Annotated in this window: 8 protein-coding genes; 2 read left to right on the forward strand and 6 right to left on the reverse strand. The window is 70.4% G+C overall.

Going from position 1 to position 13511, the window contains the following annotated elements:
• Positions 1 to 158 precede the first annotated feature (158 nt).
• The 6 genes from OG430_RS05405 to OG430_RS05430 form a co-directional block, all read right to left on the reverse strand.
• Positions 159 to 3188, reverse strand: a complete 3030-nt coding sequence (locus OG430_RS05405; RefSeq protein WP_327351253.1) for an alpha-mannosidase — start codon at positions 3186 to 3188, stop codon at positions 159 to 161.
• Between the two features lie 49 nt (positions 3189 to 3237).
• Positions 3238 to 5301, reverse strand: coding sequence for an endo-beta-N-acetylglucosaminidase (locus OG430_RS05410; RefSeq protein WP_327351254.1), 2064 nt, complete (start codon positions 5299 to 5301; stop codon positions 3238 to 3240).
• Between the two features lie 25 nt (positions 5302 to 5326).
• Positions 5327 to 6565, reverse strand: coding sequence for a glycoside hydrolase 5 family protein (locus tag OG430_RS05415; protein WP_327358964.1), 1239 nt, complete (start codon positions 6563 to 6565; stop codon positions 5327 to 5329).
• Between the two features lie 68 nt (positions 6566 to 6633).
• Positions 6634 to 7491, reverse strand: a complete 858-nt coding sequence (locus OG430_RS05420) for a carbohydrate ABC transporter permease (RefSeq protein WP_327358965.1) — start codon at positions 7489 to 7491, stop codon at positions 6634 to 6636.
• A gap of 41 nt (positions 7492 to 7532) precedes the next feature.
• Entirely contained in the window at positions 7533 to 8516 is a 984-nt protein-coding gene (locus OG430_RS05425) for a carbohydrate ABC transporter permease (protein WP_327351255.1), read from the reverse strand.
• A gap of 55 nt (positions 8517 to 8571) precedes the next feature.
• Positions 8572 to 9870 (reverse strand): ABC transporter substrate-binding protein, encoded by a 1299-nt coding sequence (locus OG430_RS05430; RefSeq protein WP_327351256.1) that lies wholly within the window; start codon positions 9868 to 9870, stop codon positions 8572 to 8574.
• A 531-nt stretch (positions 9871 to 10401) separates the two neighbouring features.
• Between OG430_RS05430 and OG430_RS05435 the strand changes: the two genes are divergently transcribed.
• Complete coding sequence (locus tag OG430_RS05435) at positions 10402 to 11472, forward strand: LacI family DNA-binding transcriptional regulator (RefSeq protein ID WP_327351257.1); 1071 nt, start codon at positions 10402 to 10404, stop codon at positions 11470 to 11472.
• 236 nt (positions 11473 to 11708) lie between these two features.
• Positions 11709 to 13496: a 3-oxosteroid 1-dehydrogenase gene (gene kstD / locus OG430_RS05440; RefSeq protein ID WP_327351258.1), complete on the forward strand. Its 1788-nt coding sequence runs from the start codon at positions 11709 to 11711 to the stop codon at positions 13494 to 13496.
• Positions 13497 to 13511 lie beyond the last annotated feature (15 nt).

A 13511-nucleotide genomic window follows, 5' to 3' on the forward strand; every position in this document is an offset into this window, starting at 1 on the left:
GGTCCTGCACTGGGGGCCTCTCCTCGGCGTCGTGTCGACGAGAAGGCTGTGCGGGGCACGCCAACTGCGGGGGCCCGCCGTACGTACGCCCGGTGAACAGCGGCGTACGGCCCCGGTACGCAGGACGCCCGGGGCCGTACGTTCCGCGAAGGGGCCCGTTACCTCGTCAGCCGCAGCGTCACCAGCTCGAACGGCCGCAGGCTCAACTCGACCGCCCCGTCCACCACTTCATGGGCGGGCGCCTCGGCGAGCGGACGTTCCAGGAGGTCCGTGGCGACCACGGAGGTCGCCGGGAAGCCGAGCCGCAGCGAGGTCCTGGCGCGACCGCCGCCCGCCTCGTAGAGACGTACGACCACATCGCCCGATCCGTCGTCGGCCAGCTTGACCGCGCTGATCGCGACCGCGTCGCTGTCCACGCCGGCCAGCGCGGCGACCTCCGCGTCGCCCGCGATCCGGCGCTCGGGCAGGTTGATGCGGAAGCCCTCGCGGACCGCGTCGACGACGGACGCGCCGGGCGCCAGGGCGTAGCGGAAGCGGTGTATGCCCTGGTCGGTCTCCGGGTCGGGGAAGCGCGGGGCGCGCAGCAGGGAGAGGCGGACCGTGGTGGTCGTGCCCGAGTCCGAGGGCCGGACCGCGCGGGTCACGTCGTGGCCGTACGTCGAGTCGTTGACCAGGGCCACGCCCCAGCCCGGCTCGGCCAGGTGCAGGAAGCGGTGGTTGCAGGCCTCGAACTTGGCCGCCTCCCAGCTGGTGTTGGTGTGGGTCGGCCGGTAGAAGTGGCCGAACTGGGTCTCGGCGGCATACCGGTCGGCGTGGAGGTCGACGGGGAAGGCGGCCTTGAGGAACTTCTCCGTCTCGTGCCAGTCGACCTCGGTATCGATGTCGAGGCGCTTGTCGCCCGCGCCGAGGGTGAGCACCTGGGTGGCGCGGGATGCGCCGAAGGAGCGTACGACCTCGATGGAGACGGCGGACGGGGACTCGGCGGCGACGGTGACCGAGTCGGCGTCCGTCAGGTCGGTGACGACGTTGCGGTAGAACTCGTCGACGTCCCACGCGTCCCACATGTTCGGGAAGTCCGGGTGGATCTGCAGCAGGTTCGCGGCCCCGCCGGGGGCGATCGTCTCGCGGTCGTGCTCGATGTCGTACGCCGAGACCACCAGGCCCCGCTCGTCGATCTCGATCCGCAGCAGGCCGTTGTCGAGTACGTGGCCGCCGCCGGGCCGCGCCGCCAGGGTGACCTCACCGGTGACCGTGGCCCGACCCGCGCCGCCCGGCGCGATGCCGGAGCGGGTGTGTGCCGCGGAGTTGAACACGATCTCGTTGCCCGCCGCGGGATCGCCGGCGAGAGCTGTCTGCGCCGCGGCGATGATCCCGTTGAGCTCGGCCGCCACCGCCGCGTACGTCTTCTCCGCCTCGCGGTGCACCCAGGCGATGGAGGAGCCGGGCAGGATGTCGTGGAACTGGTGGAGCAGGACGGTCTTCCAGATGCGGTCCAACTCGGCGTACGGGTAAGGGAATCCGGCCCGTACGGCGGCCGTCGCGGCCCAGAGTTCCGCCTCGCGCAGGAGGTGCTCGGAGCGGCGGTTGCCCTGCTTGGTCTTGGCCTGGCTGGTGAGGGTCGCGCGGTGCAACTCCAGGTAGAGCTCGCCGACCCAGACCGGCGGCTCGGGGTATTCGGCCTCGGCCTTCGCGAAGAAGTCGGCCGGGGTCTCCCAGACGACCTTCGCCGAGCCTTCGAGGTCCCTGAGGCGACGGGCCTTGGCGATCATCTCGCGGGTGGTGCCGCCACCGCCGTCGCCCCAGCCGGTCGGCGCGAGGGAGTGCTTGGCGACGCCCTTGTCCTTGAAGTTCTTTGCCGCATGGGCGATTTCACGGCCCAGCATGGAGCAGTTGTAGGTGTCGACCGGCGGGAAGTGCGTGAAGATCCGCGTCCCGTCGATGCCCTCCCAGTTGAAGGTGTGGTGCGGGAACTTGTTGATCTGCGACCAGGAGATCTTCTGGGTGAGCAGCCACTTGGACCCGGCGGCCTTGATGATCTGCGGCAGTCCGGCGGCGAAGCCGAAGGTGTCGGGCAGCCAGGCCTCGTCGTTCTCGATGCCGAACTCGTCGAGGAAGAACCGCTTGCCGTGCACGAACTGGCGGGCCATCGCCTCCGAGCCCGGCATGTTCGTGTCCGACTCGACCCACATGCCGCCCGCGGGGACGAAGCGGCCCTCGGCGACGGCCTTCTTGACCTTGGCGTACACCTCGGGGCGGTGCTCCTTGATCCAGGCGTACTGCTGGGCCTGGGACATGGTGTAGATGAACTCCGGCTCGTCCTCCAGGAGCGAGGTCATGTTCGACGTCGTACGCGCCACCTTGCGCACCGTCTCGCGCAGCGGCCACAGCCAGGCGGAGTCGATGTGGGCGTGCCCGATGGCGCTGATGCGGTGCGCGGAGGCGTCGGCGGGCGCCTTCAGCACCTCGACGAGCTCCGCGCGCGCCCTGGCCGCAGTGCCGTTCACGTCCTGCAGGTCGACGGCGTCGAGGCAGCGGTTGACCGCGCGCAGCAGCTCCCAGCGCCGGCCGCCCTCGACCGGCAGCTCCGCCATGAGCTCGCCGACGACCTCCAGGTCGGCGATGAGCTCCCACACCTCACGGTCGAAGACCGCGAGGTCCATGCGCTCCAGGCGGTACTGCGGCGCGTCGCCCGCGGTCTCCTTGTCGCCCAGCTGCGTCGGCTGGAAGGGCTTGTAGTCCAGGAGCACCGGGTTGGACGCGGACTCAAGGTGCCATTCGACGCGCTCCCCGCCGCTCACCGGGTCACCCACGCGTACCCACTGATTGCGCGGGTTGATCGCCTTCAGCGGCTCGCCCTCGGGCGTGTAGACCAGCGCCTCGCACTGGAAGCCCGGCATGTTCTCGTCGAAGCCCAGGTCGAGGATGGCCTCCACGGTCTTGCCGGCCCACTCGGCCGGCACCTCGCCGGTGACCTTGAACCAGGTCGTTCCCCACGGAGCCCCCCACGCCTCGCCGACCTTGACCGGCGTGTGCGTCGCGGCGAGGCCTTCGGCCACCGGGACCGGTTCGCCGGGGGCGACCCAGGCCTCGACCTGCAGGGGTATCGACGCGGGGTACACGGCCGGGCGGATGCGCTCGTCGAGTACGCGCTTGAGGCGGGCTTCGACGAGGGCGCGGTCGTCGTGCATGAGGGGCTCCGTATCTGAGGTTCGGACGGGTGGTGCTACCAGGGCAGTGTTACCAGGGGCGGGTGGCCGTGACCGGCGAGGACGTCCTGAACAGCTCGCCCACTGCGCGCAGTTCGAAGGTGACGGCGCTCTCGCCCTGTGCGGCGGTGAGCCCCTTCACGTAGGCGGCGTTCGCGCACGTCCCGGTGAGGAAGCGGCGCGTGCCGTCCTTCAGGACGCGGTACAGCTCGTAGTGGCGGACACGCCCGGAGGCGCCCTGCCACGACAGGCGGAACTGGCCGTCGGCGGTGGCCTTGTCGACCTTGAGCCCGCTCGGGGCGGGCACCGGCTCGTCGGCGTCGCGGACGGTGAGCCCGCCGAGCCGGTACTTCACCGCGCCGCTGCCGGACAGCCGTACCGCCAGGCCGTACACCGTGCCGGTGCCGAGCGAGGACAGCCGCACGGTCGCCTTCGACCAGCCGCCCGCGCTCAGGGTCCCGGCGGGCAGGAAGCTGTACGTGAGCGGGGCGCCGGGCTTGGCCGGCTCGCGCAGGGCGACGCCCAGCTCGACCTTGACCGAGCCCGACTCGACGCGCTGGGTCAGCTCCACGACGGTCGCGGAGCTCAACGGCAGCCGGGTGGCGTGCAGTTCGACGGTTGTGGGCTTGTTGAGGGTGCCGCTAACCAGGAGGCTGGACCCGCCGCGCCAGGCGTCGGCGAAGTCGAGGGTGACGGCCGGGCGGCTGCCGGTGGTGCGCACGACCCAGCGGCGGCCGGGCAGGCGGTCCTGGAGGCCGAGCTGGTTCCAGGCGGCGTCGGAGCGGACCGCGCCGCCCTCGTACCACTTGAGGCCGTGACCGGTGTTGAAGCTGCAGCCGAAGGGCAGCGCGGAGACGGTGGAACGGTCGGCGACCGCGGAGGCCGGGGCGCGCCAGGTGCCGCCCGGCTTGGCGGGGTCGAGCGATTCGCCGGTCCAGAAGCGGTCGTCGGCCGCGTGGAACTGGCCGGGGGTGCGGGTCTGAGCGGGCAGCTGGTTGCGGGTCCACTCGGGCCGGTAGAAGCCGAAGGAGGTGACGTGCGAGCCGGTGGAGGGGATGACCGCGTCCCACTTGACCTGGGTGTTCCAGCCGTTCGACTCGACGTCGATGCCCGCCCACAGCTCGTAGCGGTCACGGTCGAGGTCCTGAGCGAGCTGCCCGGAGGAGGAGAGGTCCTCCGCTGTCCAGTTGAAGTTCAGGAACATCGAGTCGGCCGCCAGGAAGAAGTCCTGGTTCTGCGCGTTGAGGTCGTCCTGCCAGCTGATCGCGCCCGACTTGACCATCGAGTCGTACCAGTTGACGCGCAGCCCGTGCGGCTCACCCAGGCGCTTCAACTCCTTGAGGAACGCGATCATTTGGGCCGCGAGCGCGGCGTCCCCTCCCCCGGTCTCGGTGTTGACGAACCAGCCGTCGAAACCGTACGAGGTGGCGACCCGCACCAGCTTTTCCGCGATCGGGAATCTGCCGAGGGAGTCCTTCTGCACCAGGTCGCGGGTCCACTGGAGCTGACCGCCGTACGCGGCCGGCGGCAGGAAGATGTTGCCGAGGACGGGCACGCCGTTGCGGTGGGCGGCGTCGACGACCGGCGCGTTCGGGGCCAGGACGATGCCTTCGCCCGACGAGCCGCCCCAGAAGACGAGTTCGTCGATGTACGCCCAGTGGGTCAGGGCGTAGTAGTCGGCGGTGGCGGCACCCTGCGAGGGGTTGGCCGCGGTCGGGGCGAAAGAGACCAGGGAGTCGATGCGGGCCTGTCCGGCGCGGGCCGTGGTGTTCACGGGGACGGGCGTGAAGCGGCTCGCGAGCGGCACGGTCGAGCGGTTGAAGGCGAGGTCGGCGTCGCCCTCGGGGGTCCAGGTCTTCAAGGAGCGCCACACGGCACCCGGGTCCGGGGTGCCGGTGGGCAGCGAGTCGGGGAACCAGTAGGAGGCGTACGGCTGCAGGTTCTCGACGGCCTGCGGCTTGCCGGCCGCCGCGTGGGCCACCGACGGCGCGAGCAGGGCCGCGGCCGCGCCGGCGGTGCTCAGGACGACCGTGCGGCGCGTGGGGCCGGTGGCTCTCACGTCGCTGGTGCGGAGGGTGGGAGGTGTGCGGGTCATGGCTGGTTTCTCCTTGATGAGGGAATCAGTCGACCTCTTCGGGGGTGACCACCGCGGTGATGCCGCGGGCGGCCAGGTGTGCCGTGTCGTGCGCGTGCTCGGCGAGGACCACGGCGGGGCGGACGCCCTGGGCCGTGAGCGTGGTCCAGGCCTCGAAGAAGGCGCCGCCGGGGGCGCAGGTGGCCCGCTTCGGCGACGCGAGGGTGTCGCCGGTGTCCACGACGAGTGCGGTCGTACGCGGCTGCGGCCGGTGCTTGCGTCCTCGCCAGTCCTCGACGATCCGGGCGATCGCCGTGCCTGCGGGCTTGACCTCGCGGTCGTTGGTCAACAGGCCGAGGCTGTATTCGAGTTCGGGGAAATCGGCGAGGTCGCGGGACACGTCGTGCGAGCACCACCAGGTGACGCCCCACACGTCTGCGCAGTCCAGCGCGTTGGCGATGGTCTGCTCGGTGAAGTGCGCGGCGTGCTCGGCGGGGATGTGCGGGGCGGGCGCGCCGACCTCCTGCAGCCAGAGCGGCCGGTGCGGGTCGGTGTGCCAGGCGCGGGCCAGTTCGATCAGGTACGCGGCGTGGTGCTCGGTCGCCGTGCCGGTACGTCCGTGGCGCTGGGCGGTGCCGTTGAAGACCCAGGAGTGCACGGCGGTCGCGGCGCCCAGCCGGGCGGCCTGGGCGGGGGTGAAGGGGTGGGCGTCGTGATACCAGGCGGCGTCGTACTCGGCGTGCAGATGGAACTTGCCGGGTGCGCCCGCCTCGCAGGCCGCGAGCATCCGCTCCAGCCAACTGGCCGCCTGTTCATGGGAGATGCGGTCCGGGTCGGGGTGCGGGTCGTGCGAGAACTGGTTGATCTCGTTGCCGATGGTCATGCCGAGGAAGTTCGGCCGGTCGGCGAGTGCGGCCGCGAGGGTGCGCAGGTACTCCTCCTGGCCGGAGATCACCTCGGGGTCGGCGAAGATGTTGCGCCGGTGCCAGGTCTGGGTCCAGGCGGGCAGGAAGTCGAAGCTGGACAGGTGCCCCTGCAGGCCGTCCACGTTGACGTCGAGGCCGCGCTCGGCGGCGGCGTCCGTGAGCTGCACCAGCTGCTCGACCGCCCGGGGCCGGATCAGGGTGCGGTTGGGCTGGAACAGGGGCCACAGCGGGAAGACCCGGATGTGGTCGAGGCCCAGGGCCGCGATCGAGTCGAGGTCGGCGCGTACGGCATCGAGGTCGAAGTCCAGCCAGTGGTGGAACCAGCCTTGGGTGGGCGTGTAGTTGGCGCCGAAGCGCAGGGTGCGGGGGGCGTCGGGCACAGGGAAGTCCTTGCGGTACAGGGGTGGACGGGTGGCGGTCACCGGGCTCAGCCCTTGACCGCGCCCTCGCCGACCCCGCGGAAGAAGTAGCGCTGCAGACAGGCGAACATCACGATGAGCGGGGCGACGGCGATGATGGTGCCGGCGGCCACCAGGCGCTGGTTGTTGGCGAACGTGCCGTGCAGGTAGTCCAGTCCGATGGTGAGCGTGAAGTTGGACTGGTCGCTCAGCACGATCAGCGGCCACAGGAAGTCGTCCCAGGCACCCATGAAGGAGAAGATCGCGACGACGGCGACGGTGCCCTTCACGGCGGGCAGCGCGATCCGGGTGAAGCGCTGCCAGGCGTTGGCGCCGTCGCAGTACGCGGCCTCCTCGATCTCGTACGGGATGTTGGAGAAGGCGTTGCGCATGAGGAGCACGTTCAGGGCGCCGATGCAGCCGGGCAGCACCACTCCGGTCAGGGTGTTGTTGAGCTGCAGCTCCCGCATGGTGATGAACTGGGCGATGATGATCGACTCGACGGGCACCAGCATGGCCATCACGAAGGCCACGGTGGCGAGCTTGCGGCCCTTGAACTTCAGCCGGGCCAGGGCGTATCCGGCGAGCGCGGCGCCCACACAGTTGGTGAGGACGTTGGCGGTGGCGACCTTCAGGGAGTTCAGAGCGAAGTCCCAGACCGGGATGAGCTCCGCGACCTTGGAGTAGTTGCCGAGGGTCGGCTCGGAGGGCAGCAGGTCGGGCGGGTAGCTGTAGATGTCCTCGCCGGGGCCCTTGAGGGAGGTGGACAGCTGCCACAGGAAGGGGCCGACCAGGAGGGCGAAGACGGCGAGGAGCAGCAGGTAGCGCAGCACGAGCTGCCACACCGGCGGGCGGCGGCCGCCCTCGGCCTCGAACCTGGCCTTGATCCCTTTGCGCGTACGGGACTTGGTGGTGGTGCCCTGGGTGCTCACGCGTCCTCCTTCCGGTCGGCGCGCAGCACGAGCAGCATCAGGCCGAGTGTGATGACGAAGACGACGACGGACAGGGCCGAGGCGTAACCGACGCGGCCGGTCAGGCCGGTGCCGACCTGCTTGATGAGCATGACGAGGGTGGTGTCCTCGCCGCCGGGACCGCCGTTCGGCCCGGCCATCAGATAGACCTCGGAGAAGACCTTGAAGGCGTTGACCGAGGACAGGGCGGCGACCAGGACCATGGTGGAGCGCACGGCCGGGACGGTGACGGTGAAGAAGCGGCGGACCGCTCCCGCGCCGTCCACGGCACAGGCCTCGTGCAGTTCGCGCGGTACGTTCCCGAGCGCCGCCATGTAAATGATCATGTAGTAGCCGAGGCCCTTCCAGACCGTGACCAGCATGGCGCTGATGAGCAGCAGCCACTGGTCGCTGAGGAAGGAGATCGGCCCGACGCCGATCGCGCCGAGCACGGCGTTGACCAGGCCGCGGTCGTCGAGGAGCCAGACCCAGATCAGGCCGACCACGACGACGGAGGCGACGACCGGGGTGTAGAAGGCGGAGCGGAAGAAGCCGATGCCCGGGAGGTACTTCTGCACGAGCATCGCGAGCAGCAGGGGCAGGATCACCAGGAGCGGGACGACGCCGGCCATGTACAGCAGGCTGTTGCGCAGGGCGGTCCAGAACATGTCGTCATGGATCAGCTCCTGGTAGTTGGCGCCGCCGGTCCACTGCCCCTCGATGAGGGTGCGCCGGTCGGTGAAGGAGCTCCGTACCGTCGAGAGGAACGGGAAGAGGACGAAGCCCCCGATGATCGCCAGGCCGGGCAGCAGGAACAGCCAGGGGGTGCCGGGCAGATGGGTGCGGATGCCCTTGCGGCGCTCGGCGCCGGGCGTGGTGCGGGAGCGGGGGGTGGCCGGGGAGCCGGTGGCCGGTCCGGTCTTGGCGACCGGCTCACCGTTCGTCGTCGGCAGGGCAGTCATGGGTTCCTCGTCGACAGGGCAGTCATGGTCCAGGTTCCCTGGGCTGAGCCTCCGCTCAGCCGGCCTGCTGCAGCAGCTTGTCGCACTCGGCGGCCGCGTCGTCCAGGGCCTGCTTCGCGGACTTCTTGCCCTGCATCGCCTTGGCGACCTCGTTCTTGAGGGCGGTCTTCATCTGCTCGCTGAAGACGGCGGGGGTGTAGTTGACCGCGGTCTTGAGCGCCTTGGCGGCGGCGACCCGGACCCGGCCCTCGTCGGTGCCGCCGTCCTCGGAGAAGTACTTGTCGTCGAGGCTGCCCTTGGTGGACGGGAAGATCGCCACCTTGTGCGCGAACGCCATCTGGTTATCGGCGTCGGTCACCCAGTGCGCGAACGCCACGGCGGCCGGCTTGACCTTGGAGGTGGCGTTCACCATCAGGCCCTGGACGTACATGTTGTCCTTGCCGGTGTTGTTCACCGCGGGCGTGATGCCGATGTTCTTGTACAGGCTCGGGGCCTCGTCCTTGTACTTCGCCAGGTCGCCGGCGCCGCCCGGGTTCATGGCGATGGACTGCTGCTGGAACTTGCGGCCGGCCGACTCGGCGACGCTGGTCAGGGCGCCGGAGTCGAGCGCCTTGGCGTCGTACAACTCCTTGTACTTCTCGACCAGTTCGATGCCCTTGGGCTCGTTGAAGGTGAACTTCGACATGTCGTCGTTCATCAGCTTCACGCCGTAGCGCCCGAAGTCCTCGACGGCCGGGGCGTTGGCGAGCATGGCGATCTTGCCGTTGCTCTCGTCCGCCATCGTCAGGGCGTCCTTGAAGAGCTGGTCGTACGACGTCGGGGGCTTCTCGGGGTCGAGACCCGCGTCCTTGAAGAGCTTCTTGTTGTAGAACATCGGCCCGGTGTTGAGGTACCAGGGGAAGGCGTACGTGCCCTCCTTGCCCGGCATCGCATGGCTCTTCCAGGCGCCTTCGAGGTATTCGCCCTTGTACTTGGCCGCGGCCTCGTCGAGGTTGAGCGCCAGGCCCGCCTTGGCGAGCGGGGTCGCCAGGTCCGGGGAGACGTTGACGACGTCGGGCAGCGTCTCGCCTGCGGCGTCGGCGCTCAGCTTGTCGGCGTAGCCCTCGGCCGGCTGGTCGATCCACTCGATCTTGACGTCCGGGTACTTCTTCTCGAAGCCGTCGATGACGCCCTCGAAGTAGTCCTTGAAGTTCGTCTTGAGGTTCCAGGTCTGGAACTTGACGGTGCCTTCGATCTTCCCGGACGCGTCGTTGCTGCCGCCGCCCGACCCCCCGTCGCCCCCGCAGGCCGTCATGACGAGTGCCGAAGTGATCGCGATCGCCGTGGCAGTGACTGCTCTACGGGATATCCGCATGGCCGGGGCTCCTTTGCTCGGACCTGGACAGAAAGTGGCGCGGGGCAATGTCCTCCCTCGCGGCGGCGCTGACGCTACTAATGCGGTTTAGTACGTGTCAACGGTTGGCCGCGAAATAGGCCTTAACCCCAGCTCAGGACAGGTAAGTTGAGTTGCTTCGACCGAACCGTTGACAGCGAATCGAAGACCGGCCAAGCTGTGGCCACTAATGCGCTTTAGTCAATTGGGCTCCGAGCGCCCTTTCCCGTACGCATGCGAAAGCGGTTCAGTCATGGGCAACGGCGCCACCGCGCGCGTGCGCAACGCTCTGCGCAGTCAGGTGCGCGGGACCGAGGCCGTGTGCCAGGGTCGTAGCGCCCACGGTCCCGGTCCGGCCGTCACCGTCACCGCCGCCGTCCAAGTGGCGGACGGGCAGTACCTGTTGGGCGTACCGGAGACACCATCGACCACGACGACAGCGAAGTGTGCAGCCGGGCCGGCCGCGAGGCCGGCCCGGAGCCAGGAGCACGGACCGCACGGGGAGCCGCCACGATGACACCGCCACCGCCGGGCGACGGCGCCAGGACAACTCCCGCGCGCAGGCCCACGATCAAGGACATCGCACGTCGCGCGGGCGTGTCCGAGAGCGCGGTCTCCTTCGCCCTGAACGGCCGGCCCGGCGTGTCGCAGGGCACCAGGGACCGGATCAACCGGGTGGCCGAGGAGCTGGGCTGGCAGCCCAACAGCGCCGCCCGGGCCCTGTCCGGGGAGCGCTCGGGCTGCGTCGGGATGGTCCTTGCGCGGCCCGCGCACACCTTGGGCGTCGAGTCGTTCTTCCTCCAGCTCGTCTCCGGCGTCCAGGAAGTGCTCGCCGCCCGGAAGGTCGCGCTGCTGTTCCAGGTCGTCGAGGACATCGACACCGAGTGTGCGGTGTACAAGCGGTGGTGGGCCGAGAAGCGCGTCGACGGCGTGCTGGTCGTCGACCCGCGCGCCCACGACCCCCGCCCCGAACTCCTCGCCTCCCTCGACCTGACCGCGGTCGTCATCGGTGCGCCCGCCCCCGGCGAGGACACCCCGCACGTGTCCTCCGTGTGGGCCGACGACTCCGCCGCCATGGCCTCCGTCCTCGCCCATCTGCACGGCCTCGGCCATCGCCGCATCGTGCACGTCGCGGGGATGCCGGGCCTCGCCCACACCGAACGCCGGATCCGCTCGCTGCGTACCGAGGCGGCCCGCCTCGGCCTGCACGGCATCCGCTCGGTGACCACCGACTACTCCGACGCGGAGGGCGCCGAGGCGACCCGCCGCATCCTGGACGAGCCGGAGCCGCCCACCGCGATCGTCTTCGACAACGACGTGATGGCGGTCGCGGGCTCGGCCGTCGCCGCCGAGCGCGGCATCCAGGTGCCGGACCGGCTGTCCATCGTGGCCTGGGACGACTCGGCCCTGTGCCGGGTGACCCACCCCCGCCTCACCGCCCTGGTCCGCGACACCTCGGGGTTCGGCCGCCTCGCCGCCCAGGAACTGCTCGACCGCCTGGACGGCGGCCCGGTCCGCAGCATCCAGGCCGAGCTTCCGCACCTGGAGCCTCGGGAGAGCACGGCGCCGCCGGCCGCGGGGTGACCCACCCCGGTCCGGAAATCCCGGGCCCGTCCGCGCCGCCAACTCCTTTCGTGAGAGGTGGCGTTCCGCATGCGGACGGGCCTTGACTTCCCAAGACCCTCGCGCGACATTCCCTGACGCGGCATCAGAACCAGTGCCGCCCGGCCCTCCCCGCTTCGCGCGCCGCAGCACTCCCCGCTTCCCCCTCACCTCTCAGGACCCACCCCGCAGGACTCACCTCGCAGGAGCGATCCGTCATGCCCGAAAGCACCGGAGCCGCAGACCCCGTCAGACCCAGGTCCGCCCGCCTCCGCCCCACCCGTCGTCAGGTCATCGGCGCGACCGGCGCCTCGCTGGCCGTCGCCGGACTTCCCTCGGTCGCGGCCGGGGCCGCGTTGCCTGTCCTCGGGGAGTACGACGTCGTGGTCGTGGGCGCCGGGGCGGCCGGGATGACCGCCGCGCTCACCGCGGCGAAGCGCGGCCTGAGCTGCGTGATCGTGGAGAAGGCGGCGACGTACGGCGGTTCGGCGGCCCGGTCGGGCGCGGGCATCTGGATCCCCAACAACCAGGTGATCCTGGGCGCCGGAGTGCCGGACACCCCGCAGAAGGCCGCGACCTATCTCGCGGCGGTCGTGGGCGACGAGGTACCGGCGGACCGGCAGCGGGCGTTCCTCGAACACGGGCCCGGCATGCTCTCCTTCGTCATGGCGAACAGCCCGCTGCGCTTCCGCTGGATGGACGGGTACAGCGACTACTACCCGGAGCTGCCCGGCGGGCTCCCGATGGGCCGGTCCATCGAGCCGGACCAGCTCGACGGGAACATCCTCGGCGCCGAGCTCGCCCGCCTCAACCCGGCCTATATGACGGTCCCTTCGGGCATGGTCGTGTTCAGCGCGGACTACAAGTGGCTCACCCTGTCGGCAGTCAGCGCGAAGGGCCTCGCCGTCGCCACCGAGTGTCTGGCGCGCGGCACCAAGGCCGCGCTGCACGGCGAGAAGCCGCTGACCATGGGCCAGGCCCTGGCCGGCGGGCTGCGCGCGGGGCTGCTTGCGGCCGGCGTCCCCCTCTGGCTGAACACCCCGCTCACCGACCTCCACTTCGAGAACGGCGCCGCGCGCGGGGTTGTCGTCACCCAGGGCGGTGCGCCCGCCCTGGTCAAGGCGCGCCGTGGGGTCGTCGTCGGCTCGGGCGGCTTCGAGCACAACGCGGCCATGCGCGCCCAGTACCAGCGCCAGCCGATCGGCACGGACTGGACCGTGGGCGCCAAGGAGAACACCGGTGACGGCATCCGCGCGGGCGCGCGGGCCGGAGCCGCACTCGGGCTGATGGACGACGCGTGGTGGGGTCCGGCGATCCCGCTGCCGGGCGAGCCGTACTTCTGCCTGGCCGAACGCACGTTGCCCGGCGGCCTGTTGATCAATCAGGCGGGCGCCCGCTTCGTCAACGAGGCGGCTCCGTACAGCGATGTCGTCCACGTCATGTACGACAAGAACCCCACGGCGCCCGACATCCCGGCGTGGCTGATCGTCGACCAGAACTACCGCAACCGCTATCTGTTCAAGGACATCTCTCCGACGTTCGTCTTCCCCGACTCCTGGTACGACTCGGGCGCCGCTCACAAGGCCTGGACCCTCGATCAGCTGGCCACCCGGATCGGCGTCCCGTCGGCCGCCCTCAAAGCCACCGTCAACCGCTTCAACTCCCTTGCCAGGAACGGCAAGGACACCGACTTCCGGCGCGGCGACAGCGCGTACGACCACTACTACACCGACCCCGCCATCACCCCCAACTCCTGTCTGGCCCCGCTGTGGCTTGCCCCGTTCTACGCCCTGAAGATCGTCCCCGGGGACCTCGGCACGAAGGGCGGGATGCTGACCGACGCCCGGGCGCGCGTGCTGCGCCCGGACGGCTCGGTCATCTCCGGCCTGTACGCCGCCGGGAACGCCAGCGCCGCGGTGATGGGCCACAGTTACGCGGGCGCCGGCTCCACCATCGGCCCGGCCATGACCTTCGGACACATCGCGGCGAACGACCTGGCGGGGTGATGCCCGGCACGGCCG

The organism is Streptomyces sp. NBC_01304 (assembly GCF_035975855.1).
Classification (GTDB): Bacteria; Actinomycetota; Actinomycetes; order Streptomycetales; family Streptomycetaceae; genus Streptomyces.